This is a genomic window from Haloplanus ruber (genome assembly GCF_024494725.1).
Lineage (GTDB): Archaea > Halobacteriota > Halobacteria > Halobacteriales > Haloferacaceae > Haloplanus > Haloplanus ruber.
Genome location: NZ_JANHDK010000001.1, coordinates 1,468,992 through 1,493,239, shown reverse-complemented (window position 1 = coordinate 1,493,239; position 24,248 = coordinate 1,468,992). Strand labels below are relative to the sequence as shown.

At 66.2% G+C, this 24,248-nt stretch carries 25 protein-coding genes; 16 read left to right on the top strand and 9 right to left on the bottom strand.

Annotated features, from left to right (window positions below):
• Positions 1–194 precede the first annotated feature (194 nt).
• Genes NO878_RS07915 through NO878_RS07905 form a run of 3 tightly spaced genes read left to right on the top strand, consistent with a single transcriptional unit; the run spans position 195 to position 1,770 of the window.
• Positions 195–497, top strand: coding sequence for a hypothetical protein (locus NO878_RS07915; RefSeq protein ID WP_256405415.1), 303 nt, complete (start codon positions 195–197; stop codon positions 495–497).
• On the top strand, positions 494–724 hold the full coding sequence (locus tag NO878_RS07910; RefSeq protein ID WP_256405414.1) for a DUF7389 domain-containing protein: 231 nt from the start codon (positions 494–496) through the stop codon (positions 722–724). The genes NO878_RS07915 and NO878_RS07910 overlap by 4 nt, the downstream gene beginning before the upstream one ends.
• Positions 724–1,770: a tyrosine-type recombinase/integrase gene (locus NO878_RS07905; protein WP_256405413.1), complete on the top strand. Its 1,047-nt coding sequence runs from the start codon at positions 724–726 to the stop codon at positions 1,768–1,770. Before NO878_RS07910 ends, NO878_RS07905 begins: the two co-directional genes overlap by 1 nt.
• A 310-nt stretch (positions 1,771–2,080) precedes the next feature.
• On the opposite strand, the gene NO878_RS07900 is transcribed toward NO878_RS07905, so the two are convergent.
• A complete protein-coding gene (locus tag NO878_RS07900) occupies positions 2,081–2,791 on the bottom strand; it encodes a universal stress protein (RefSeq protein WP_256405412.1) in 711 nt (236 codons plus the stop codon).
• A gap of 597 nt (positions 2,792–3,388) precedes the next feature.
• On the opposite strand from NO878_RS07900, the gene NO878_RS07895 reads away from it, so the two are divergent.
• The 3 genes from NO878_RS07895 to NO878_RS07885 are packed head-to-tail and all read left to right on the top strand — an operon-like array spanning position 3,389 to position 5,202.
• On the top strand, positions 3,389–3,727 hold the full coding sequence (locus NO878_RS07895; RefSeq protein ID WP_256405411.1) for a DUF7344 domain-containing protein: 339 nt from the start codon (positions 3,389–3,391) through the stop codon (positions 3,725–3,727).
• 56 nt (positions 3,728–3,783) lie between these two features.
• Positions 3,784–4,347 (top strand): DUF8173 domain-containing protein, encoded by a 564-nt coding sequence (locus tag NO878_RS07890; RefSeq protein WP_256405410.1) that lies wholly within the window; start codon positions 3,784–3,786, stop codon positions 4,345–4,347.
• 39 nt (positions 4,348–4,386) lie between these two features.
• Entirely contained in the window at positions 4,387–5,202 is an 816-nt protein-coding gene (locus tag NO878_RS07885) for an alpha/beta fold hydrolase (RefSeq protein ID WP_256405409.1), read from the top strand.
• A gap of 170 nt (positions 5,203–5,372) precedes the next feature.
• On the opposite strand, the gene NO878_RS07880 is transcribed toward NO878_RS07885, so the two are convergent.
• Both NO878_RS07880 and NO878_RS07875 read right to left on the bottom strand, forming a co-directional pair.
• Positions 5,373–5,741 (bottom strand): hypothetical protein, encoded by a 369-nt coding sequence (locus NO878_RS07880; protein ID WP_256405408.1) that lies wholly within the window; start codon positions 5,739–5,741, stop codon positions 5,373–5,375.
• Positions 5,742–5,764: 23 nt separating this feature from the next.
• Positions 5,765–7,414, bottom strand: coding sequence for a histidine kinase N-terminal 7TM domain-containing protein (locus NO878_RS07875; RefSeq protein ID WP_256405407.1), 1,650 nt, complete (start codon positions 7,412–7,414; stop codon positions 5,765–5,767).
• A gap of 133 nt (positions 7,415–7,547) precedes the next feature.
• On the opposite strand from NO878_RS07875, the gene NO878_RS07870 reads away from it, so the two are divergent.
• The 3 genes from NO878_RS07870 to NO878_RS17290 all read left to right on the top strand — a co-directional run bounded on the left by NO878_RS07870 (position 7,548) and on the right by NO878_RS17290 (position 10,095).
• A complete protein-coding gene (locus NO878_RS07870; protein WP_049935367.1) occupies positions 7,548–7,742 on the top strand; it encodes a cold-shock protein in 195 nt (64 codons plus the stop codon).
• Positions 7,743–7,873: 131 nt separating this feature from the next.
• Complete coding sequence (locus NO878_RS07865; RefSeq protein WP_256405406.1) at positions 7,874–9,457, top strand: hypothetical protein; 1,584 nt, start codon at positions 7,874–7,876, stop codon at positions 9,455–9,457.
• Between the two features lie 71 nt (positions 9,458–9,528).
• The gene (locus NO878_RS17290; protein ID WP_424020089.1) at positions 9,529–10,095 is read left to right on the top strand and encodes a DUF7504 family protein; all 567 of its coding nucleotides are present in this window, start codon (positions 9,529–9,531) and stop codon (positions 10,093–10,095) included.
• A 125-nt stretch (positions 10,096–10,220) separates the two neighbouring features.
• Here NO878_RS17290 and NO878_RS07850 read toward each other — a convergent pair whose 3' ends face one another.
• Together NO878_RS07850 and NO878_RS07845 are read right to left on the bottom strand one after the other, a co-directional pair.
• Complete coding sequence (locus NO878_RS07850) at positions 10,221–10,457, bottom strand: hypothetical protein (RefSeq protein ID WP_256405403.1); 237 nt, start codon at positions 10,455–10,457, stop codon at positions 10,221–10,223.
• Positions 10,458–11,258: a M48 family metallopeptidase gene (locus NO878_RS07845; RefSeq protein ID WP_256405481.1), complete on the bottom strand. Its 801-nt coding sequence runs from the start codon at positions 11,256–11,258 to the stop codon at positions 10,458–10,460.
• A gap of 173 nt (positions 11,259–11,431) precedes the next feature.
• Here NO878_RS07845 and NO878_RS07840 point away from each other — a divergent pair, with 173 nt between their 5' ends.
• Genes NO878_RS07840 through NO878_RS07830 form a run of 3 tightly spaced genes read left to right on the top strand, consistent with a single transcriptional unit; the run spans position 11,432 to position 16,181 of the window.
• The gene (locus NO878_RS07840) at positions 11,432–11,758 is read left to right on the top strand and encodes a DUF7518 family protein (RefSeq protein WP_256405402.1); all 327 of its coding nucleotides are present in this window, start codon (positions 11,432–11,434) and stop codon (positions 11,756–11,758) included.
• 15 nt (positions 11,759–11,773) lie between these two features.
• A complete protein-coding gene (smc, locus tag NO878_RS07835; protein WP_256405401.1) occupies positions 11,774–15,355 on the top strand; it encodes a chromosome segregation protein SMC in 3,582 nt (1,193 codons plus the stop codon).
• Complete coding sequence (locus NO878_RS07830) at positions 15,348–16,181, top strand: segregation and condensation protein A (RefSeq protein WP_256405400.1); 834 nt, start codon at positions 15,348–15,350, stop codon at positions 16,179–16,181. The genes smc and NO878_RS07830 overlap by 8 nt, the downstream gene beginning before the upstream one ends.
• Before the next feature lie 11 nt (positions 16,182–16,192).
• On the opposite strand, the gene NO878_RS07825 is transcribed toward NO878_RS07830, so the two are convergent.
• From NO878_RS07825 to NO878_RS07815, 3 genes are read right to left on the bottom strand one after another with little or no spacing between them, the layout of a single operon-like run.
• Positions 16,193–16,435, bottom strand: coding sequence for a hypothetical protein (locus tag NO878_RS07825; RefSeq protein ID WP_256405399.1), 243 nt, complete (start codon positions 16,433–16,435; stop codon positions 16,193–16,195).
• Between the two features lie 54 nt (positions 16,436–16,489).
• Positions 16,490–17,449 (bottom strand): AEC family transporter, encoded by a 960-nt coding sequence (locus NO878_RS07820; RefSeq protein WP_256405398.1) that lies wholly within the window; start codon positions 17,447–17,449, stop codon positions 16,490–16,492.
• A 51-nt stretch (positions 17,450–17,500) separates the two neighbouring features.
• Positions 17,501–18,190 carry a phosphoribosyltransferase gene (locus NO878_RS07815; protein ID WP_256405397.1) on the bottom strand — a complete coding sequence of 230 codons (690 nt, stop codon included), beginning with the start codon at positions 18,188–18,190 and terminating at the stop codon, positions 17,501–17,503.
• Positions 18,191–18,277: 87 nt separating this feature from the next.
• Between NO878_RS07815 and NO878_RS07810 the strand changes: the two genes are divergently transcribed.
• From NO878_RS07810 to NO878_RS07800, 3 genes are all read left to right on the top strand, one after another.
• A complete protein-coding gene (locus NO878_RS07810; RefSeq protein ID WP_256405396.1) occupies positions 18,278–19,177 on the top strand; it encodes a PhzF family phenazine biosynthesis protein in 900 nt (299 codons plus the stop codon).
• Between the two features lie 152 nt (positions 19,178–19,329).
• Complete coding sequence (gene ppsA, locus NO878_RS07805; protein ID WP_256405395.1) at positions 19,330–21,609, top strand: phosphoenolpyruvate synthase; 2,280 nt, start codon at positions 19,330–19,332, stop codon at positions 21,607–21,609.
• A 65-nt stretch (positions 21,610–21,674) separates the two neighbouring features.
• A complete protein-coding gene (locus tag NO878_RS07800) occupies positions 21,675–22,226 on the top strand; it encodes a YqaA family protein (protein WP_379824160.1) in 552 nt (183 codons plus the stop codon).
• Position 22,227: 1 nt separating this feature from the next.
• Here NO878_RS07800 and NO878_RS07795 read toward each other — a convergent pair whose 3' ends face one another.
• Positions 22,228–23,199 carry a glutathione S-transferase family protein gene (locus NO878_RS07795; protein ID WP_256405394.1) on the bottom strand — a complete coding sequence of 324 codons (972 nt, stop codon included), beginning with the start codon at positions 23,197–23,199 and terminating at the stop codon, positions 22,228–22,230.
• A gap of 114 nt (positions 23,200–23,313) precedes the next feature.
• On the opposite strand from NO878_RS07795, the gene NO878_RS07790 reads away from it, so the two are divergent.
• Positions 23,314–24,240, top strand: coding sequence for a sulfide-dependent adenosine diphosphate thiazole synthase (locus NO878_RS07790; protein WP_256405393.1), 927 nt, complete (start codon positions 23,314–23,316; stop codon positions 24,238–24,240).
• The last annotated feature ends 8 nt before the right edge of the window (positions 24,241–24,248 follow it).

The window sequence follows — 24,248 nt, the reverse complement described above, 5'->3', positions numbered from 1 at the left end:
ATAATAGTAGCTTGCAGCTTCCATCTGAGTCACCGCAAACTATAATTTGCAAGAGCTATCAGGATAGACCCACGGGACCGACGCGAGACTCTGTTGGTACTACGAGGTTGGTCGGTAGCGCGGACGGTGCTGGTACCACCGTCCGCGTTACGGTTCCGCGGTTAAACATGCTAACCGCAAACCATACGGGACGAATGTCCCGCGCGACCGACGAGGGACCGAGCGGAGAAAGGCCTGACGACGGCGACTGCGTCGTCTGTGGCGACCCCGCGGACGGTATCGACGCGCCGACGCGCCAGCCGATCTGTCGCAAGTGTGCGACGATCCGCACCGACGGCGGCCTACTCACCGGCGGTGGTCGCTATCACGTCGTCTGTTCGGACTGTACCTTCGAGGACCTCAAGCGCGAGCGACATCAGGCCGCCCACGCTGTCGACGACCACCGGGACGACGAGCCGAGTCACGACGTCCGGTTCGAGGAGGTGCGCGGACGGTGAGTGACGGCGACGCCTACGACGTGACCGTGAAGATGACCCGCGGGACGTCGAGCGACGACAAGGAAGTCGTGAAGACGGAGGTGTCCGCGGACTCGCTTGACGAACTCGACGAGAAGATGACGGCGATCCGCGAGCGCATGGACGACTGGGCGGGCGACCTGCGCGAGATTCAGCCGGTCGCCCATCCCGCCGGCCACGACGACCAGTCGACGCTCGGGGAGCCATGATGAGCGGGAGTGAACGCACTCCTCCCGACCTGACTCCTCAAGAAGCCGTCGAGCGGTGGCTCGACCGGCAGAGCATGGAACTCGCGGCCTCGTCAGCCGGGAGCTACGCCCGCCGTATGGAACACTTCACCGAGTGGTGCGATGACGAGGACGTCGAACACATCGCGGACCTTCGTCCGTGGGATATCGGTGCCTACGAGGATCACCGGCGGGCTGTCGTCACGCCGGTCAGCCTCAACAACGAGTTGACCACGCTCCGGCAGCTGCTCGACTGGGCCGCCGGACTCGGTCTGATTGACGAGGCTGTCGTCGAGGCGGTCGATCCACCGCGTGTGGACAAGGCCGAGCAGGTGAGCGAGACGCTACTCGAACCCGACCGCGGCGAGGCGTTGCTCGCGGCGTTTCGGAGTGGCGACGGGTTGTACACGAGGGAACACGCGTGGCTGGAACTCTCGTGGTGGACTGGTGCCCGGATGGGTTCGATCCGTGGTCTGGATGTCGACGATGTCGACCTCGACGACGGCTACGTTCAGTTTCGGCACCGACCCGATGAAGAGACGCCTCTGAAGAACGGGTACGACGGCGAGCGGATCGTCGGCATATCGGAAACGGTTGCTGACGTGCTGGCGGAGTACCTTGACCGCCGTCCGCACACGACCGACGACTACGGTCGTCGACCGGTGTTTGCCACCGGGTACGGTCGGATAGCGGGATCGACGCTACGGGACACCTGTTACTACGCAACTCACCCCTGCCGGCAGGGGCCGTGTCCGCACGAGAAGGAACGCCTGAGTTGTGAGCATCACTCGCGGACGAAGGGGTATGGGTGTCCTTCAGCGCGCTCTCCCCACGAGATTCGTTCGGGGAGTATCACGTGGCAACTTCACCGTGGTCTGTCGAAGGACGTCGTCTCTGACCGCGTGAACGCGACCATCGAGGTAATCGAACGGCACTACGATCAAGCCCGACAGATCGAGGAGTTCGAGCGGCGCCGTGCTGCCCACCTCGACAAACTCGGAATTGACAGCAGCGAGGAAAACGAATGACGCTACTACGAACGACGGCACCGAACGAGGCAGAGTCTAAAGCCGGGCGGTCCCATACTCACTTCTTACTCGGTCACTTCGTTCCCCCGCAAAAACGTGGAGAACATCCGTAGGAGAGGGTTCGAATTCGGAGCGAAGCGACGCGGAACGACCGTGGTCCGAATCCTCGACGGTGGACACGAACTCGCTGTTCACTACCGAAGATGGCCGAACTGAGGCGACCAGTGGTGATTCAACCGAGCGGTAGCTGGTCGAACCGAACGCAGGTACCGCTATCAAATGTCGAGAACGAACCTTTAAGAGGCCATACTCACAGAATAGTCAAGACTGGAACGTCCTGTTCGCCAACGATATAATCCCCTACTGGGCCGAAGACCCGATCTCCGACATCCTGCTCGGTTTCACCCAGTACGACGAGGTCGTAGTTGCGAGCGGCTTGACTCAGTTCGTAGGCCACGTCCTCTCCTGTCCGCACCTCTCGGTTGATCTGAATGGGTGGAATATTTTCATCGGTGAGGATCGAAGTCATCTCCGCTAGGATGCTCTCGCCCTCACTCTCTCCGTCCGGATCGTCGGGGTCCGCAATGTGTATCAGATCGACCGAAATCAGCTCGTCGCGATCAATGATATTGAGAAGCTTGGCCACCTTCTCTTCTGCATTCCTCGTGTGACGGGAGGCGATCAGTACTTTCCCGAGCGTGCCTGCTCCTCCCGGGGTGAGGATCGCATCAACTTCGTGATCCTCGGCGATTCGTTGCCGTACTTCGACCCGATTGTGGTTGAAGATGAGGTCGTGTTCCGTCCGTACGCCTCGTTGCTCGAATCGTTCGGCTTGCGTTCGCAGTTCCGTCGTGAACTCGTCCCCGTATTCGGCCTGCGCCTCTTCGAGGGACTCGCTGTCGTCGAGGTGATAAAATCCGACGAGTTCCGCATTCGGATATGCAAGATGGTCGAGGAATCCCGCTGTCGGGAACTCGGGATCCGGAAACTCGACGAATACGAGAATGGTTGGATGGTCCATATTTACTGTACAAGACACACCGAACTAATACTTACCCAAAGCGGGTCGGCAGCAGTCATCCCCACTGCTGAACCTTCCCACCGTTCGAGAGTTCGACGAGGCCAGCGGTTCGGGCGACCACTCCTCGACACCGACGTGTGGTTCACGGCTTCCCGGGAGCCTGCGTTCGCTAGGTCGATCCCTCGTCGCTCGATCCGGTGGTCGCACTCCTGTCCGCAGGCAGTCTCGTGCCGTCGCCATCGGCCCAGACTACCCGAAAAACGGGAGCACGCGACTGATCACGAACCAGATCAGGACGCCCACGACGGCCAAGAACGTGAGTATGCTGATAATGTCGCCGACGAGTTTAACGGGATCCATAGACGAGCGAATTTCCGGACGACAGATAATCGTTTGGGGGGTGCTCGGCGCTCGCAACCTCGATGCTGTGGAGTCCCACGAACACCTGAGACTCCGCTAGTGGCTCGAACTCGGTCTCCTCGCCCCTGCCCGCGGGTCACGGAGCCGTCGCCGCTCTCGGGTAACTCGATTAATCAAAAACGTCGAACTGTGTGAAAACATCGCCGTATTAGGCCAGCGGACGTCACACGTTGGCCTGTGGACGAAACACCCGACGATCACCTCCGCCTGCTCGCCGACCGTCACCGGCGGATCCTGCTCGATCAGCTACGGGAGGATCCCGTGACGACGAGAGACGACCTCGCGGACGTGCTACGTCGGGTGGACTCCGATTCGGAGTCGGACACGGACGGGGAGACCCGACGGCGCCGGTTCGCCGTGGAGTTGCATCACATTCACCTCCCGGCGTTGGCCGACGCCGGCGTCATCGAATACGACCCCGACGACGGGACGGTCGTCTACCGTCCCGACGAACGGGTGGAACGGCTCTTGGATGCCCTTTCGACGGGTTGGACGCGGACCGCCGACCCCGAGTAGCCGCCCCGATCACCGGAGCGCAAAGCGTTAGTCTCCGCGGTCCGACCCTGGGAACGATGCCCTCCATCCGCTCGTTCGCTCGCGCCGGGAGCGCCGCCGTCGCCATCGGCACTGCGCTCTCGCTCGCGGGACTCGCTGCCGCACAGTCTCCCGTCGCCCAGAGTGATCTCGGTGTCAGGCTCGCTACTCAGCTCGTCGGCGGCTTTCTCGTCAACGTCCTGCTCGCCGGACTGCTCGTTCTCTTCGCGCCGTCTTACGCCCAGAAGACCGTCGGGGCGATCCGTGACGACCCCGGGAGTGCCTTCCTCTGGGGGTTGCTCGTCGGCATCGGCGTTCCCATCGGCCTCGTGTTGATCGCACTCACCGTCATCGGCCTGCTAATCACGATTCCGGGGTTGCTCGCCGTGGCCGTCCTCGGCATCGTCGGCAACGCGGTTACCGTCTGCTGGGTCGGTGCCCTCCTGACCGGCGGCGATGTCGATGGGGCGGCCGTCGGCGCCGGCGCCGTGGTGTTTGCCGTGATTACGGCCGTTCCTCTCGTCGGCAATCTCGCGACGGCCCTCCTCGGATTCTTCGGCCTCGGCGTCGTCGGCCGGGACCTCTACACCGCGTGGGCGTAGCGCCGGTGGGGATTTGTGTCCGGACTGCGACTCCCGGCTATGCGCTCACGGACGGTCACCGGCGGCGACGGCGTCGACATCTACGTCGAGGAACACGGCCCGCGAGACGGGCGGCCACTCCTCTTGATCCACGGGTTTTCGCAGTGTCGGCTCGCGTGGACGCCACAGTTCGAGTCGGCGCTCGCCGAGGACTACCGCCTCGTCGCCATGGACTGCCGCGGCCACGGCGAGTCCGGGACACCCGAGGAGTACGCCGACTCGCGGCTCTGGGCCGACGACGTCCGCGCCGTGATCGAGGGTCTCGCGCTTGACGACGCGGTGCTCGTCGGCTGGTCCTACGGCGGGCTCGTCGTCTCAGATTACCTCGCCGTCCACGGTGACGACGCTCTCGCCGGTGTCGTCCTCGTCGGCGCCATCACGGAGAAGGGAACGGCCGACGCCGACCGCTTCGCGGGCGAGGAGTTCGTCGCCCTCGGCTCCGGACTGGAGTCCGACGACGCCGAGCAAAGCGTTGCGGCACTCGATGCCTTCGTCCGCCTCTGTGTCGAGGGTGACCTCGACGACGCGACCCGATACCGTATGCTCGGCTACAACGCCGCCGTCCCACCGCACGTCCGGGCCGCCCTCCAGGGGCGGACCGTCGACCACGAGGCGACACTCCCGTCGGTAGAGACGCCGGTCCTGCTGCTCCACGGCGAGGAAGACCCCGTGGTTCGGCCGGCGGCCGCGCGGAAACACGCCGACCTGTTCCCGAACGCGCGACTGCTCACCTACGACGGCGTCGGGCACTCTCCCTTCGTCGAAGCCCCCGACCGCTTCGAGAGCGACCTCCGGACGTTCGTCGACGATCTGTGACCGGTCGGCTCTGTCAAGCCGTGGAGTACCGGTGACGTGGGGGAATCAAGCACTGTTCACCTGCTTGGTCGGTGCGACTCGCGACGTCCACCCGACTGTCCGGAATCGACGGGGGACACGGGGGCTTCGCGGGGGCGTCGACCCTCGCGCCGCCGTCGAGGAGTGGTCGGCTACGCCTCCGACACCTGCTCGGCCACGTTCTCGACGACCGGCTGGAGTCGGTCGTCGCCCTCGAAATGCTCGATCAGCGTCGTCGTGGTGTACGCGAGTTTGTACGTCGGTCGCCCCTTTCCCACGGGCGACCGGTCGCCCGCGCCCGGCGTCTCGACGTGTCCCTCGGCGTCGAGTTCGTTGAGTGCGCGACTCACGTCCGCCTCAGAGACGGTGCCGATCACGCCCTCGACGGCCGCGGCCTCCTCGGCACAGACGCGGGTGATCTCGCCCGCGTGGGCTGGCGTCCGCTCTGCCTCGGATAGCCGTGCAATGCCAAGTAGGGTGAGCCGCTGGACGAGCGTCGTCGCGTCGAGCCGGTCAGTCATAGGTGTCAACTGAACGGCCAACGCTAAAACCGTACCGTCGCTCGGTCGTCGGCGAGTGGGGGATCCTCGACCACCAAGACGAGTCGGACGCCGTCCCGGTAGTCTTCGTCGATGGTCACGCCCCAGCCGTGGACCTGTGCGAGCGTTCGCACCAAGGGGAGGGCGGTGCCGACGGCGCCGTGGGCCGCCGCGTCGCTGTAATCGAAGTATCGTTCGGGATCCGCTCCCGGCGGGGCGCCGTTGCCCGTGACCGTCACCGTGTCGTCGTGGCGGGCGACCGTCACCGTCGTCGCGTCGTTGTCGACGAGGAACTCGAAGGCCCGTTGCAGGAGTAGTTCGAGACGCGTCGGATCGGCCGTGATCCGTGGGGCTCCCTCGACGACCAGCGACGCGCCCTCGCCCTCGATGTCGGCCCAAGCCGACCGCGCCACCTCGGCGATGTCGATGCGGGTGGTGGTGGCCATCGTCTGTCCGTACTGTGCGAGCGTCGCGAAGTCGTTCATCAGACGCGTGGTCCGGTTGGTCGTGTCGGTGGCCGTCCGGAGTGCCCCGCGTGCGTCCTCGACGTCGCCGTCCTCGAGTTGCTTGATGGCCCACCGGACGTTCCCCTGGATGATCGTCACCGCGTTCCGGAGTTCGTGACGCATGCCCGTCGAGAGGTCCTCGAGTTGTCGGTCGTGGCGTTCGAGTTCGCGGCGCTGGCGCTCGATCCGCGTCACGTCGGTGAAGACGACGATCCGCGAGAGCGAGCCCTGACCGATGTCGAAGTCGCTCTCGCTCACCACGTAATGTCGCTGTTCGCCGTCGACATCGACGTCGACCACGCCGCGGTCGTCGTCCAGCGCCATCGCCACCGACGGGAGCGACTCGATTGGCTCGTCGGTTGCGTCGTCGAGGGCGGGAAACAGCCGCCGGGCCGCTCCGTTGAACTCGCGGATGCGACGGTCGTCGTCGAGGAAGATGGTCGCCCCTTCGACGCCGCCGGTAAGCTGGACGGCGAAAAACCGGTCCTCGAAGACGAACAGGACGCCGACGGCGAAGGCCGCCACCCCGAGGGGGGCGTGGATCATATCGATCAACAGCGACGACGCGAACCCGAGGATATCGAGAACGACTGGTGCGCCCGCGAGCGCGACGAGGACCGCGAGCGGTCGGGCGTCGTAGTCCGCCTCGACGAACGCCTCGAACAGAGCGAACATCCCGACGGCTGCGAGCGTATAGGAGAGACCGGTCACGACCCAGTGAAACAGGCCCTGCTGGATCGCCAGATGTGGGAACGGCTCGGTGACGAAGCCGGTCGTGAAATAGAGGTGATGGAGGGGGTTGGTGAGCTTCACGACGACGACGAACAGATAGAGGACGACCCCCGCATAGCGGTACGTCCGCTGTCGGTGGTAGTCGCGGCCGGTGTACGCCGAACAGAAGTAGAGCCACGCGAAGACGGTGCTGAATCCGAAGATGAGTCCGGCGAGATACACGGCGGTCTTCAGGCCGCGACTGGGCAGGCCCAGCAGTGTCGCGTGGCTGGCGGCCCACGCCCCGCTCGTGGCGAGCAGGACCACGAGGCTGCGGCGTGTCTCGGCGTCCTCGATCCGTCGGGCGCGGGCGGCGCCGGCGATACAGCCGACAGTCGACACGACGAACAGCAGCGTGTACGCGACGGTTGCCGACACTCCAAGAACCAACGTTCTACCAACTTTTTGGGACGCGTCGTAACCAACCCTTCGGTTCTACGTCCGACTCTCGTGGCATGAGTCACCCACTCACGGAAGTCTTATGCCTTGAGGGGGCCTCGTGATAGATGCAATGGCAACTGGTACGGTCGATTTCTTCAACGACACTGGCGGTTACGGCTTTATTGAGACTGAGGACGCGGACGACGACGTGTTCTTCCACATGGAGGACGTTGGCGGTCCGGACCTCGAAGAAGGACAGGAACTCGAATTCGAGATCGAGGACTCCCCCAAGGGTCCGCGCGCGACCAACGTCGTTCGCCTGTAAGGCGACAGACGTCACTTCTCGCCGATCTCACCGATTTTTGTGTACTCACGATATCCAGCAGCGGCGCCGATTCTCAGCCCTGAGAAGGCGGGCGGCACGTTGAAACCCCCAGGCGCCGTCGGGTCGACGAAGTGACTGTCATGGACGCGCCCGGCCGCCTCGCACTCGCCGCCCTCGTCGTCGCGGCCGGCGCCGTCGGCCTCCTCCCCGACGCCGGCGTCGCCGGCGCGACGCCCCCGGATATCACCGTCACCGTCGACGGCTCGCCCGTCGACGACGGCAACGAGACGGCGATCAACTACGATCCGCCCATCGGTGTCAGCGTGGACGCGGATCGGTCCATCGACGTCGTCTCAGTTCGCGTCGACGGCACGACCGAGCGACGCTATACGCCCAACGGCTCTACGCTCAACGAGACGTTCTACCTCGATCTCGTGAGCGGTAACCACACCCTCACGGTCGTGGTGAAAGCCGGCGGTGTCACGACCCACGAGGTGACGGTGATGAAAGACGCACAGCGCCCCTACGTGGCCTACACCGATCCGTTTGAGACGGAAACCCACGAACCGCCGCCGGAGAGCGTGACGGTGAACGCCTCCCGAGTCACCTTCGCAGGGAACTTCTCCGATCTGACGGGAGTCACGCATCTCCTCATCAACCGCTCTACCGAGTACGACACCGGTGTGGGGACGCGGACCGACCGGACCGTCTACGAGGCGGAAACGCCGAACGACTCGTTCACCCAACCGATCTTCCTCGGCGTTGGCGACAACACCGTGACCGCGCGCTACTACGACGAACTCAATCACGTCCGCGTGCATCGTCTAACGGTCACAGTCCAAGACACCGCGCCGCCGACGCTCGCGAACCTGTCGGCGGTCCGGACCGGACCGGAGACCCTCCGGGTGCGGGGACAGACGACCGACAACGGGCAGATCCGGAGCCTCTCGCTCACGCCCGAGAACGATGACGGCACCACGTACCTCCTCGAACCGGGCATCGGTGAACCGGACCCCGAACGCCAGCAGGTGACCTTCGAGTCGAACGTCACGCTCCACCCCGGTGCCACCGCCGTCGTTCTGCGTGCCACCGACACCGCAGGTAACACCGCCGAACGAACCGTCTCCGTCCGGCGCACCGTCGTCCCCGAACTCCGACTCGACCGCGGCGGGACCCGCTATGTTAACGGAAGCACCGTCGTCGCCAGGGGGATGGCCACCGACGGCGAAATCGTCTCCGCGACCATCGAAACCGTCGACCCTGCCACCGGCGAGGTGATCGATCTCGTTTCGCTCCACGACGGTGACATCGTGACCGACCTCAGTTTCGAGCGGCACCTCGCTGCGCCCGAGGCCCGGAACGCAACGGTCCAGTTCCGCGTCATCGACTCCAGGGGAACCGAACACGTCACCACACTCGACCGGACGCTGACCGTCGAAACGCCGACGGCCACGCCCACGGCGACGCCGATACCGTCCGCGACACCGTCCGCGACGCCCACACCGGCGACGCCAGCGCCGACGACCACGCCGGCCGCCGAGTCGAACGCGAGCGGTCTGACCGTCCCACTGATCGGCGTGACGATTCCCGTGCCCGACATCCTTGGGGCGTCGATCTCCCTGCCGATTCCCGTCGTCGGTCCGCTCGACGTTCCGCTCGTCCCCGTCGGCGCGTTGCTCGTCGTTGGCCTGGGCGTCGTCGGGCTTCGCCGCTGATCGGCGCCCCACCCGGGGGACCGCCACAGTTGTTTTCAGATGCCGGCCACTACAATTCGTGAGGCGATACTATCTCATCGGACTCGCCCTCCACGACCACCCTCCACCTGACCGACATACCGACGACGGTCGAGGCACAGCAGTGTACGCGGGTCACCCCCTCTCCTGAAGCCCCGGCCGTCGTCGTCGTCGCCCTCGCGGGGTCGCCGGTCCGGTGGCTCGATAGCTGGGAGACCATCCCCGACACCGACGCCGAGCGCGCGACGTTCGTCGTCGACGACACCGCCTCGTGGGACGCGGCGGACCCCCGTGACCGCCTCGACGACGCGGCAGCGTCGGACACCGACGTCCGTGTCCGCACCGTCGCGTCGCCCGCCAACCTCACCGATGTTGGCGTCACGCTGACGGAAGTATTGGAGCGTCAGCCGGCCGAGCCGACCCTCGTCTGTTTCCAGTCGCTCACGGTGCTGTTACAGTACTCGCCGCTGGACGAGGTGTACCAGTTCCTCGATACGCTCGATACGCACGTCGAGCGGACCGACGCAACGGCGCATTTCCACCTCCACGACGACGCCCACGACGAGGAGGCGGTCGCCACGCTCCGCCCCGTCTTCGACCGGATCCGGGACGACACCTGAGACGGGGTACTGCAACTGTTTCCTGGTGGCTCGTCGAGACGGCCCGGCAGACCATCGGTACTGACGTACGATCCCCGTCTGAGACGCCCGGCCGTTCCCGTTTCCGCGGCGACTTGCGTCGACGGTTAACCGACCGCGACGTAGCCGAAGTACCCGCCTGCGAGGACGAGACCGACGCCGACGGCCCGGACCAGAAGCAGCCAGCGGCCGGGCGGATCACCGTCGGCGCCGTACCCTCCGCGGCGGTCGTGCGGCCGGCGGCCGACGGTGTGGACGCGGACCACGGCACCGGGGGCGAGCAGACAGCAGACCCCGAGCAGGAGACCGAGACCCGCCGCCAGGAGCGTCCGGAGGCCGGCCATCTACGAGCGGAGGCGTTCGATCCGCTTTTCGACCGGCGGATGCGTCGCGAGGAGGTTCGCCAGCCCTCCGCCGTCACCGAAGATACACAGCGCGTTCACTTGGTCGTCGACGCCGGCGTCCTCCTGGCGCCCCGCGCTGTGGCTGATCTTCTCCAAGGCGCTGGCGAGGGGTTCGCCGCTCCCGATCTCGCGGGCCGCATCGGCGTCGGCAACGTACTCGCGGTACCGCGAGATAGCGAAGACGAACACCATCACCAGCATCTGCGTGAGTTGGCCGACGACGATGGCGAGAAAGAGGTCCGCGAGGTCGTTGTCGCCGGTCAGGAGGACGGCCCACTGAGCGACGATGGCGACGATGGAGGCGACTCCCTGACCGAGCACCATCATCACCACGTCCCGGTTACGGATGTGTGCGAGTTCGTGAGCTAGCACGCCCTCCACCTCGTCCGGGTTGAGCGTTCGCAGGAGTTCCTGGCTCACGACGACGGTACCGGCCCCTTTTCGGCCGACGGCGAAGGCGTTGGGGACGCCCATCGAGGCGATCATGAGTCGCGGCTTGTCGATACGCATATCGCGGGCGAGCGATTCGACCCGGCGGTGGATCTCGGGGTGGCGATCCTCGGGGAGGTCCTCGGCACCAACACTCCGGAGCGCCATCCACTTTCCGAGTTTGTACTGGACGCCGACGAAGGCGACGCTCCCGACGATCACCAGCGGGAACACGTCGGTCCCGAACATCCCCATCAGGACGACGGCGGCCACGCCGTAGAAGCCAAAGAGGAGCGACCCGACGACCGCCATCCGCAGTTTCAGTCCGACGTGACGCATATCCGGCCGTCGCAGCCCCGGCTACAAAGGCTCGGTGGTTCACCGTGCCACACGGCCGCGTGGTCTCGTCGGGTGACTGCCCTCACCCGGTCAATAGTGTGGATGTCTGACGTAGCTTTATACGTCCGGCGACGCCTGGTTGGTGCATGAGCAACAGGGTGGAGGAGCTCGAATCGCAGGTCGCGGAACTGCAGGCCGCCGTCGACGGTCTCACCGAGGAGCTCGTCGAGACGCGAGAACGGCTGCGACAGCTCGAAGCCGAGGAGGGCGTCGAGCGGACGCGGGCACCCGAGCGGCGGGAGTCCGAGTCGGGCACCAGCGCGAGCGCCGACCCCGACCCCGCTACCGACGCCGCCGACGCGTCGACCGATCCGGCCGACCCCGGCTCCGAGGCTCGCGACGAGTCGGTCGAGGCCGACCCCGAGACGGACGACGACTCCGATTCGGACGGGAACGACATCATCGTCGCCTGATCGGGGCCGTCCCCCATGCACATCTCCGAGCTCGTCCTCGACGACTTCAAGAGCTTCGGCCGGAAGACGCGCATCCCCTTCTACGAGGATTTCACCGTCATCACCGGCCCGAACGGCTCCGGGAAGAGCAACATCATCGACGGTGTACTCTTCGCTCTCGGGCTAGCGCGTACGCGCGGCATTCGGGCCGAGAAGCTCACGGACCTCATCTACAACCCCGGCCACGAGGACGACACGGATCGGTCGGGGCCCCGCGAGGCGAGCGTGACGGTCGTCCTCGACAACGGCGACGGGACACTGGACCGCTCGCAGGTGGTCAACGCCGCCGGCACCGAGGACGTGGGCGATATCGACGAAATCTCGGTCAAGCGCCGGGTCAAGGAGACCGAAGACAACTACTACTCCTACTACTACCTCAACGGGCGGTCGGTCAACCTCTCGGACATTCGTGACCTGCTGGCCCAGGCCGGCGTGACACCGGAGGGGTACAACGTCGTCATGCAGGGCGACGTGACCGAGATCATCAACATGTCGGCGGGCCAGCGCCGAGGGATCATCGACGAGATTGCGGGCGTCGCCGAGTTCGACGCGAAAAAGGAGGACGCCTTCGAGGAACTCGAAACCGTCGAGGAGCGCATCGACGAGGCTGATCTCCGGATCGGCGAAAAGGAGGATCGCCTCGATCAACTCGAAGACGAACGCGAGACAGCCCTCGAATATCAGTCGCTCCGCGAGGAGAAAGCGGAGTACGAGGGCTACCTGAAGGCGGCCGAACTGGAGGAAAAGCGGACCGCCCTCGCGCGCACGGAAAAACGGATCGAGGCCACCGAACAGGAACTCGCCGACCGGCGGGCCACCCTTGCGGAGCGCGAGGCCGCCGTCGAGGATCTGGAGGCCGAACTCGACGACCTCACCCGAGAGATCGAGCGGAAAGGCGAGGACGAACAGCTCCGGATAAAGGGTGAAATCGAGGAGATCAAAGGCGAGATCGGCCGCCTCGAAGCCACCATCGAGAATCAGGAGGAGAAAATCGAGGACGCGGAGCAAGACCGCCGCGAGGCCTTCGTCACCCTCGACCGGAAAAGCGAGACACTCGACGACCTCAACGAGGAGAAGCGGTCGATCAAAGTCGAGAAGGCGTCGGTGAAAGGCGACATCGAGGAACAGGAGGCGGCTCTCGCGGAGGTCGAGGCGGAAATCGAGAGTGTCGACACCGAGTTCGACGAACTCAAGACACAACTCGCGGAGCGCAAGGCGTCGCTGGAGGAACTGAAAACCGAGCGCAACGACGCCCAGCGAGAGAAAGACCGGCTCCTCGACGAGGCCCGCCGTCGGTCCAACCGCATCAGCGAGGCCCAGTCGGAGCTGGAGGCGGTCCACGAGCGGCTCCCGGAACTGAAAGCGGATCGCTCGGACCTGCACGGCGAACTCGACCGCGCCGAAAAGAACCGCGAGAAAATCGAGTCAGCGATCGCGGAGCTTCGCGCCGAGAAGGCCGACCTGCAGGACGACCTCGATGGGATCGAAGCGGACCTTCGCTCGAAACAAAACGAGTACGCGGAGCTGGAGGCACGCGCCAGCCGTGACGGCGACGACTCCTGGCCGCGGTCGGTGACGACGGTCTTGAATGCGGGCATCGACGGCGTCCACGGCGCGGTCGGCCAGCTTGGCAGCGTCGGCGCCGAGTACGCCACCGCCTGCGAGACGGCCGCCGGCGGGCGGCTGGCGAACGTCGTCGTCGACGACGACGGCGTCGGCTCGGCTTGTATCGACTACCTCAAGTCCCGGTCGGCGGGGCGGGCGACCTTCCTCCCGATCACCGAGATGGATCGGCGGGGTCTCCCCTCGAAGCCGTCCCATCCGGGCGTCGTCGACTTCGCGCGCAGTCTCGTCGACTACGAGGACCGCTACGCCGGCATCTTCTCGTATGTCCTCGGATCGACGCTCGTCGTCGAGGACATGGACACCGCCCGCGACCTGATGGGCGACTACCGGATGGTGACCCTCGACGGCGACCTCGTCGAGAAAAGCGGTGCGATGACCGGCGGCTCCGGCGGCGGGTCGCGTTACTCCTTCACGAAAAGCGGGAAGGGGAAGCTCGAACGGCTGGCCGAGGAAATCGAGTCACTGGAGGACGACCGGCGGGCGATCCGCGAGGAGATCCGGGACGTGGAGTCCCGCCTCGACGACGCCCGCGACCGGAAGGCCGACGCGACCGAGCGAATCCGCGAGGTCGAAAGCGACATCGAGGACGCCGAGGGCGACATCGCGGCGGTGGAGACCGAACTTGAGGAGTTAGAGGCCGAACTCGACGACCTTCGGGCCGAACGCGAGGAGACGGACGAGCGGATGAACGACCACGAGGCCCGCATCGCCGACCTCGACGAGGAGATTGCGTCGGTCGAGGCCGACATCGACGACCTCGAAGCGGAACTCGCGGACTCCCGGGTGCCCGAACTCACCGAGCGCAAGGAGGAACTCGAAGCCGACATCGCGGACTTGGAAGATCGGATGGACGACCTCGACGCCCGCCTCGACCAGACCGACCTCGAGATCGAGTACACCGAGGAAGATATCGCAGACCTCGAAGCCACAATCGAGACGGCGAAGGCGCGCACGGCCGAGGCCGAGGACGCTATCGCGGCGGCAGAGGCCGACATCGAGGACCGCGAGGCGACCTTGGAGGAAAAGCGCGCGGCCATCGAGGACTTAGAGGACGAACTCGCGGACCTGAAAGCCGAGCGCCGGGAGCTACAGACGGATCTCCGGGAGGCCCAGACAGAGCGCGACGAGGCGCGCGAGCGGGTGACCGCCGTGGAGTCGACGCTCACCGACTTAGAGGACGACATCGAGCGCCTGGGCTGGGAAATCGACGAACTCGAAGGCGAGGTCGGCGAGTACGACCCCGAGGCGATCCCGGACCACGACGAGGTGGAAGCGAACGTCGAGCGGTTAGAAGGCGAGATGGCGGCGCTCGAACCCGTGAACATGCTCGCCATCGACGAGTACGACGAGGTGGAGGCGGCACTCGACGACCTGCGGGAGCGCCGCGACACGCTCGTCGACGAGCGCGACGCCATCGAGGAGCGCATCGAGGGCTACGAAGCCAAGAAAAAAGAGACGTTCATGGCGGCGTTCGACGCCATCGACGCCCACTTTCAGGACATCTTCGAGCGGCTCTCGGCGGGAACGGGCGAACTCCACTTAGAGAACGAGGACGACCCCTTCGAAGGCGGACTGACGATGAAGGCCCAGCCCGGGGACAAGCCCGTCCAGCGGCTGGACGCGATGAGCGGCGGCGAGAAGTCACTGACCGCGCTCGCGTTCATCTTCGCCATCCAGCGGCACAACCCGGCGCCGTTCTACGCGCTGGACGAGGTGGACGCCTTCCTCGATGCCGCCAACGCCGAGCGGGTGGGCGAGATGGTCGACGACCTGGCGGGTGAGGCACAGTTCGTCGTCGTCTCGCACCGGTCGGCCCTGCTGGATCGCTCCGAGCGCGCTATCGGCGTCACCATGCAGGGCGACAACGTGAGCGCGGTCACGGGCATCCAACTCGACGGCGACGCCGACCCGGAGGTGGCTGCGGATGACTGACGACCACGTTCCCGACGACGTCTCCCTGCCCGACACCGACGACGACGAGGTGGAACCGGTCGAACTGCTCGTCCAGTTGGCCGAGGAGGGGGAGATCGACCCCTGGGACGTCGACATCGTCGACGCCACCGACGCCTTCCTCGACCGCCTCGACGAGACGGACCTGCGTACGTCGGGCCGGGCGCTGTTCTACGCGAGCGTCCTCCTGCGGATGAAAAGCGACGCCCTGCTGGGTCACGGGGCGGACCCGGAGCCGGAACCGGAGCCGTGGGAGGTGGCGATGGAGGGCGGCGATGGCGCGTTCGACGGGCCGGACCCAGTCGACGCGCTGGACGCCGAACTCGACCGGCGACTGGAGCGCAAACACGCCCGGGGGTCGCCGGAGACGCTAGACGAACTCGTCCGCGAACTCCGGGAGGCAGAGCGGGACTCGTGGTGGAAGGAGTCCCGTTCGTACGACACGTCGGCGTCGCCGGGGGGGTACGACCGGGGTACCCAGACCCTCGATTACCGGGCGGCCGACGACCTTCGCGAGGGTGGCGAACCGACCGAAGGCGACGTGACGGCCAACACCCACACCGAGGACATCGAGACGACCATCGAGACGGTGCGCGACGCCTTGCGCACCCACTACGACGCCGGCCGCGCCGAGGTGCTGTTCGCGGAGGTCCGCGAGACCGGGGGGTCGCCCGTCGATACCTTTCTCGCCCTCCTCTTTCTGGCCAACCGCGGGGCGATCAAGCTCCGGCAGGACGACCTGTTCGGCGACCTCTGGATTCGAGACCCGTCGGCGCCGACAGCCGGCGACGAAGCCATCGCGGACTGAGACGCGTGTGCCTACTTTCGGACCTGCACCGGGAGCGTATCGGTGACGACCAGTACGATAAACAGGCCGAGGACCGCGAGTAAGAACACCGCGACGCGCACGTCGACCAACAGGTCGACGGCGGCGACGATCCCAGTTTCGTGGGCGAGTTCGATAGTCTCGCGTTTGGCCACCGGATAGGGCGGGATGTGGACCGCTGTCAGAACCGCGACGACGGCGACGAGCAGCCAGTCCAGACCGTCTCTCTCTCGCATTCGTCGTGAGTGGGACGGTCGGTGACTTAAACGCCGCGGCCCGATTATCAGGTGTCAGACGAGCAGTCCCGATTCGAGAAGTGCGATCAACACCGTCAACAGCGGGACGCTCAGGAGCGTGGTGACGAGAACCGTCGTGCTGACGTACTCGGCGACCGAGAGGCCGCCGCCGGCGGATTCGCCGCCGAACTCGACGACGAGCAAGAGCGGGGTGATGGCCGCGGGCGTCGCACACTCGAGGACGAACGTGCGCGCGACGGTAGTGTTCTGAAAGCCGACCGCGAGGGCGATCCCGGCGCCGACGAGGGGGGCGACGCCCATCTTCAGGACCGTCGCCTTGCCGACACTCGACAGCGCCGCGCCGTAGTCGGTATCCGACAGTTGGATGCCGAGGATCAGGAGCATCATGGGGATGGAGGCGTTGCCGACGAGTTCGAGCGTCGACATCGCGGTGCTGTCGGCAGGGGGGACGAGACCGAGATAGCGCGCGAGGAGGGCGGCGGCGACGGCGTAGACTAGCGGAATCTTGAGCGCGCGTTTCATGCCACCCAGCCCCCGGGTGCCGCCGCTCCGCTGGGCGACGTAGATGCCGCCGGTGTAGAGCAGGACCGACTGGACGGTCAGGTAGACGACGGCGGTGCTCCGGCCCTCAGGACCGAACGCGAACTCCGAGAGGGGGATGCCGTAGTTGCCGGAGTTGGGGAAGGCACTCACGAGGACGAGCGCGCTCAGGATGGGCTCGGACTCGCCGGTGAGGCGGCCGACGACTCCCGCGATGACGACCATCGCGACCAGGTAGGTTGCGGTGGCGACGCCGATGCGGGCGAGCGTCGATCCGCCGAACGTCGCCGTGGCGATGCTGTGGAAGATGAGCGCGGGGACGAAGACGTACACCGTGACGGTGTTGAGCGGGCCGATGTCGACGTTCTGGAGGCGGCCGAGGAGCATCCCCACGCTCGCGAGGGTGATGATCGGGAGAATCGCGGTCGCGAAAATCGAAAGTAGCGAACTCACGGCGGGGCCTCCCAGCGGTGGCGGACCACCGCCGGAGTCGCTCGGAACACGTTACGCGAGTCGCCAGACGTCGCCCGCGGATTCGACGACGCCACGGCGCTCCATCTCCGCGAGCACCTCGTCGAGGCGGTCGGGCTGGGCGATTTCCATCTCGATGCGCTGGATGTCGTGGTATTCGGCGAGAGACGACCGGATGTCCTCGCGTTCGAAGGTGTCGTCGTCGGCCCGTTCCATGACACCCTCGGTCAACTCGATCATATCCTCGATGAAGTTCCACGGGTAGACGATCCAGGCCCACTCGTCGAGGCGTTCGCCGACGAAGTCGGGTTCGAACTCGCTGGTGTGGAGGAGTTGGAGGGTCGCGGTTCGCACCGCGTCGGGGTCGCGGCCGGCGACGTACTCGTGGGCGTGGCGGAGGGACTCGCCGGTGTCGGCGATGTCGTCGACGATCAGGACGTCCTTGCCCGCGACGCTCCCCTCGGGCATCGGGTAGCGAACCTCGGGGTCGGCGCCCTTGGACGCGGTCCCGACGTAGTGTTCCATCTTCAGGCTGGTGAGGTCGTCGAGGCCGAGAAAGTCACAGCAACACCGGCCCGCGAACCAGCCGCCACGGGCGAGGGCGACGATCACGTCTGGATCGAACTCCGCGGCCCGCACCCCGTCGGCCACGTCCCGACAGAGGCCGTAGATGTACTCCCAGTTGGTGATCGTGCAGGTGAACTCGTCCGGGAGGTCGCTCATGGCGGCGACTCCGCCCCCCGTGATGTAAGGGTTTACGGGACGCGACCGGGCAACAGGGTCTTATCGCCCGCGGTGCAGATCCGTGGCATGGACACGTACCGAACCCTGTTGATCGACGCGTTCGCCGCCGAACCGCTCGCGGGCAACGCGGCCGGTCTCGTCCCCGACGCCACGGGACTCGACGACGACCGGATGCAGGCGGTCGCCCGCGAACTCGGCGCGAGCGAGACGGCCTTTCTCACGCCCGATTCCGACGCCGACCGGCGAATCCGCTATTTCACGCCGACCCAGGAGGTTGATCTCTGTGGCCACGCGACCGTCGCCGCCCTCGCCTTTCTCCACGAGGCGGACGCCCTCGACGCCGGTGCGGGGTCGCTTCGGACGAACGTCGGCGTCCTCGACGTCGAGGTGACGGCGGACGGCGTCGCCTGGATGACCCAGGACGACCCGTCGGTCGAGACGGTCGACGTAGACTACGCTCGCGTGGGCGAGGCGCTCGGCGTCGATCCGGCGGCGCTGCGCGACGTGGGGGCGGACCTCCCCGCCGCCGTCGCCTCGACGGGTCTGCCGTTTCTCATGATCCCGGTGAACTTTCTCGAACACCTGGGGAACGCCGACCCGGATATGGACGCGCTCGCGTCGCTGGCGGCCGATCACGGCGCTACAGGCGTCTACGCGTTCACCTTCGACGCGCTGGCCGCGGACTCGACGCTACACGCGCGGATGTTCGCCCCCGGAGCCGGCGTCCCGGAGGACCCGGTGACGGGCACCGCGAGCGGTGCCTGCGGGGCCTATCTCCGCGCGGTCGGTGCCTTCGACGACCTGCCGGACGAGATGCGCTTCGAGCAGGGACACTTCGTCGACCGGCCGGGGCTGGTTCGGGTGCGGGTCGGCGACGCGGTTCGCGTGGGCGGACGCGCGGTGACGACCCTCGATGGATCGCTCGCGGTTCCACCGGCCGACGACGACGACATCCTCGAGGCGTAGTCGGGGCGGCCGCTGCCGACGCCACCGCCTCCGAGGTGCCGAGAACGACCGTATGAGTTGCTCTGTCGGGCGTGTGGCTGCCTGCCGCGCCCGGCCGTAGTTGCACGGTTCGAAACCTTCATTACTCCACTGCCGGGATTCGTGCGTACGAAATGGCTGTAGCTTGGCTGGAGGACGTGCGGTCTACCGACCTGGGGACGGTCGGTGGGAAGGCGGCTTCGCTCGGCGAACTCACCGAGGCTGGGTTGCCCGTGCCGCCGGGATTCGTCGTCACGGCCGGCACGTATCGGACGTTCATCGAGGAGGCCGGTATCGACGAGGAACTGTTCGCGGCCGTCGACGTCGACAGTGAGGACTCCGCAGCGCTCGCGGCGGCGCACGAACGCGCGCACGAACTCATCATGGAGACGGACGTTCCCGCGTCGGTACGCGAGGGAATCCTCGACGCCTATCGGTCGGTCGGTGACGGCGAGGCGTTCGTCGCCGTCCGGTCGTCGGCAACGGCGGAGGACCTCCCCGACGCCTCCTTCGCCGGGCAACAGGAGACGTTCCTCAACGTCACCGAGGCAGACCTCATCGAGCGGGTGAAGGAGTGTTGGGCGTCGCTGTTCTCTCAGCGCGCCATCTACTACCGCAACCAGCAGGGGTTCCCTCACGACGAGGTCGACATCGCGGTGGTCGTCCAGCAGATGGTCGACGCCGAGAAAAGCGGTGTAATGTTCACCAGCCACCCCTCGACCGGCGACCCGCGGATCATCATCGAGGCAGCGTGGGGGCTGGGCGAGGCGGTCGTCTCCGGCGCCGTCTCCCCCGACAACTACGTCGTCGACCGGCACACGAGCGAGGTCGAGACGGCGACGGTCGCCACGAAGAAGCTGATGCACGTCAAAGACGAGGCGACCGGCGAGACGGTCGAACGCGAGGTGCCCGAGGACAAGCGGGATCAGCGCGTGCTCACGCAGGCCGAAATCGAGCGGTTGGTCGAACTCGGCGAGACAGTCGAGGACCACTACGGCGAACCACAGGACGTGGAGTGGGCCGTCGCGGGCGGTGAGGTGTATATGCTCCAGTCCCGCCCGATCACGACTATCGACGACGACGGCGCCGACGCGGACGACGCCGACGACGGCGAGGGTGAGGGCGAAGGCGACCACCTGATCTCCGGACTCGGCGCCAGTCCGGGCATCGCGAGTGGCCCCGTGCGGGTCGTGACGAAGATCGACCACCTCGACCAGGTGCGAGACGGCGACATCATCGTCACCGAGATGACGATGCCCGACATGGTCCCCGCGATGAAGCGGGCGGCCGCCATCGTCACCGACGAGGGTGGGATGACCTCCCACGCGGCCATCGTCTCCCGCGAACTCGGCGTGCCGGCCGTGGTCGGCTCGGGAAGCGCCACCCGTGTCCTCGAAGACGGCCAGGTCGTCACCGTCGACGGGGAGATGGGGTCGGTCCGCGAGGGACGCGACGCGGCGGCCGACGTGCCGGCCGCGAACCCCGGCACCGACGACGCGTCGTCGAGCGTGTCGACGTCACCCAACCCTGTGACTGCCACCGAGGTGAAGGTGAACGTCTCTATCCCCGACGCGGCGGAGCGTGCGGCCGCGACCGGTGCCGACGGGGTTGGTCTCCTGCGGATCGAACACCTCGTCCTCTCGCTCGGCAAGACACCCGAGCGATACATCGCCGACGAGGGCTCCGACGCCTACGTGGCGGAACTCACGGACGGCATCCAGCAGGTGGCCGAGGCGTTCTATCCGCGGCCCGTCCGGGTTCGTACCTTGGACGCTCCGACCGACGAGTTCCGACAGCTCGAGGGCGGCGACGAGGAACCCCACGAACACAATCCGATGCTCGGCTATCGCGGGATTCGGCGCAGCCTCGACCGGCCCGAGATGTTCGAACACGAACTGGAGGCGTTCAAACGCCTCTACGAGATGGGGTACGAGAACCTGCAGATCATGTTCCCGCTCGTCAACGACGGCGAGGACGTGGCCCGCGCCCGCGATCACATGAAGGCGGTCGGCATCGACCCCGACAAGCGCAAGTGGGGCGTGATGATCGAGACGCCCGCCAGCGCCATCGGCGTCGACGACATCGTCGACGAGGGCATCGACTTTGCCTCCCTCGGGACGAACGACCTCACGCAGTATACGCTCGCGGTCGACCGCAACAACGAGAACGTCTCGGACCGATTCGACGAACTCCACCCTGCGGTGCTCGAACTGATCGGCGAAACCATCGACGCCTGTCGGGCGGCCGACGTCGACACGAGCATCTGCGGGCAGGCCGGCTCGGACCCCGATATGGTCGAGTTCCTCGTCCGCAAGGGCATCACCTCGATCAGCGCCAACATCGACGCCGTCGGCGACGTACTGGAGACGGTCGACCGGGTCGAAGAGCGGATGATCCTCGACGCGGTGCGGTAACGGGGTCGCCCGATTCGGGCGACGAAATCTGAAAGACTTACGTCGGCCCCCTCCGAGGGGGAGGTGTGGATCCGTTCGTCCCTCTGCTCTCGGTCGACCTCCTCGGAATCGAGTGGTTGGCACGGCTGGTTCGGTCGGCGACGGGGTGGGGCGGACTCGCCGTCATCTTCGTGTACTCGTTTCTCATCGCCTTCGCCCTCCCGGGCGTCAGCGAAGTTGTCCTGCTTGCCCCTCTGGATTTGGGCCTCTCGACCGAGCTACGACTGGCGCTGATCATCCTCGTCTCAGCGCTGGGTAAGGCCGCGGGGAGCGTCTTCGCCTTCCACCTCGGGCAGGAGGCCAAGGAGGCCGGCCCGGTGGTCCGCTGGCTCCGAAACTCCCGGTTCGACGTGATCGCGTGGTCCGAGCGACGAACCGTCGAAATCGCTCGCCGCTGGGGGTACGCTGGCCTCGCACTTGCGCTCTCGGTGCCGTTTTTTCCCGATACGCTCTCCATTTACGCCTTCGCGGTCCTGGAGGAGGATTACGCTCGCTTCGCCGCCGCGACGTTCGCCGGGAGCGTCGGCCGACTGCTCGTCACGCTGGCGCTGAGCGCGGGCGTCGTGGCGGTGGTCTAACTCACTCCACCAGCGCCTCGGGCGGCCCGCCCGGCAACCGGTCCCGGTCGTGGCCCTCGGTGAAGTCGATATCCGGCCCCGTGGGAACCAGGCGTTTGGGATTCACGTCGCCGTGGCTGACGTAGTAGTGCCGGACGATGTGATCCATATTGACGGTCCGCTCGATGCCGGGCGTGGTGTAGAGATCCTTCGTATAGCCCCAGAGGTTGTCGTACTCGTGGATGGCCCGGCGGTTACATTTGAAGTGGGTGTGGTAGACGTGATCGAAGCGCACGAGGGTGGCGAACATCGCGAGGTCGGCCTCGGTGAGTCGGTCGCCCGCGAGGTAGCGCTGGTCGGCCAACAGGTCGTCGTAGTGGTCGAGTGCGTCGAACAGTTCGTCGACGGCGCGGTCGTAGGCCGCCTGTGAGTCGGCGAAGCCGGCGCGGTAGACGCCGTTGTTGATCGGAGTGTAGATGTCGTCGATGAGTCGGTCGACCGTCTCGCGGTAGCCCTTGGGGTAGAGGTCGACGTCCTGGGTCGCCATTTCGTCGCCGGCGACATCGAGCATCCGCATGATCTCTTCGGACTCGTTGTTGACGATTGTCTCCGATTTCCGGTCCCAGAGGACGGGCACGGTCACCCGACCCGTGTAGTCCGGGTCGGCGCGAACGTAGATATCACGGAGATGCGACTCGCCGTACAGCGGATCTGAGTGAGCCTCTGAGAACTCCCAACCCTGGTCGTAGCGCTCGGGTTGGACCAGCGAGAGGGAGATGGCGTCGTCCAATCCTTTCAGCGCGCGCGTCATCGCCGCGCGGTGTGCCCAGGGGCACGCCCGGCAGATGTAGAGATGGTACCGACCGGCCTCGACGGGGAACGCCTCGTCCGGGCCGATTCGGTCCCGGAACGTCGTTTCCTGTCGCTGGAACGCGCCGTCCTCGTCGGTCGCGTAGTCGGTGCCGACCCATTTGCCGTCCACGAGGCCGCTCATCGCGGTCTCACCGTAGCAGTCATCGCTTTCTGTAGGGGGTCGACGGCGAAAAGCGTTGGGCGGGCGACGCCGGTCACAAGCTATAAGAACCACCCAGTAATACTACTGAGTGGTATGTCTTCGTACGAGCAGTTCAGTCAGGTTGGCGAAGCGGACGTGACCCGTGCAATCGGTCAGGAGTGGACCGAGGAGTTCATGGACTTCTCGGACTCGGACGTTCTGATCGTCGGTGGCGGCCCGTCGGGGCTGATGGCGGCGAAGGAACTCTCCGACCGGGGTGTCAAGACAATGGTCGTCGAGAAGAACAACTACCTCGGTGGCGGGTTCTGGCTCGGCGGCTTCCTGATGAACAAGGTGACGGTACGGGACCCCGCCCAGGACGTTCTGGAGGACCTGGACGTGGACTACAAGCCCGCCCAGGACACTGAGGGGCTGTACGTCGCCAACGGGCCTGAGGCGTGTTCGGGCCTCATCAAGGCGGCGTGTGACGCCGGCGCGAAGATGCAGAACATGACGGAGTTCACCGACATCGTGATCCGCGAGGACCACCGTGTCGGCGGCATCGTCATGAACTGGACGCCGGTCCACGCCCTGCCCCGAGAAATCACCTGTGTCGACCCCATCGCCGTCGAGGCGGACCTGGTCATCGACGCGACGGGGCACGACGCCGTCGCCATCTCCAAACTCGACGAGCGGGGTGTCCTCGACGCGCCGGGCATTCAGCACGCCAAGGAGCACAACACCGGCATGGACCAGACCGGCGACGACTCCTACGGGGCGCCGGGCCACGACTCGCCGGGCCACGACTCGATGTGGGTCGGCGAGAGCGAGGACGCGGTCGTCGAGCACACGGGCCTGGTCCACGATGGCCTGATCGCGACGGGCATGGCCGTCGCCACCACCTACGGCCTGCCGCGCATGGGGCCGACCTTCGGGGCCATGCTCGTCTCGGGCAAGCGCGCCGCCCAGGCCGCCATCGACGAACTCGGGGTTGACGCGCCCGACGTCCAACTCACCTCGCGGGCGCCCGCCGACGACTGATCGGGCGT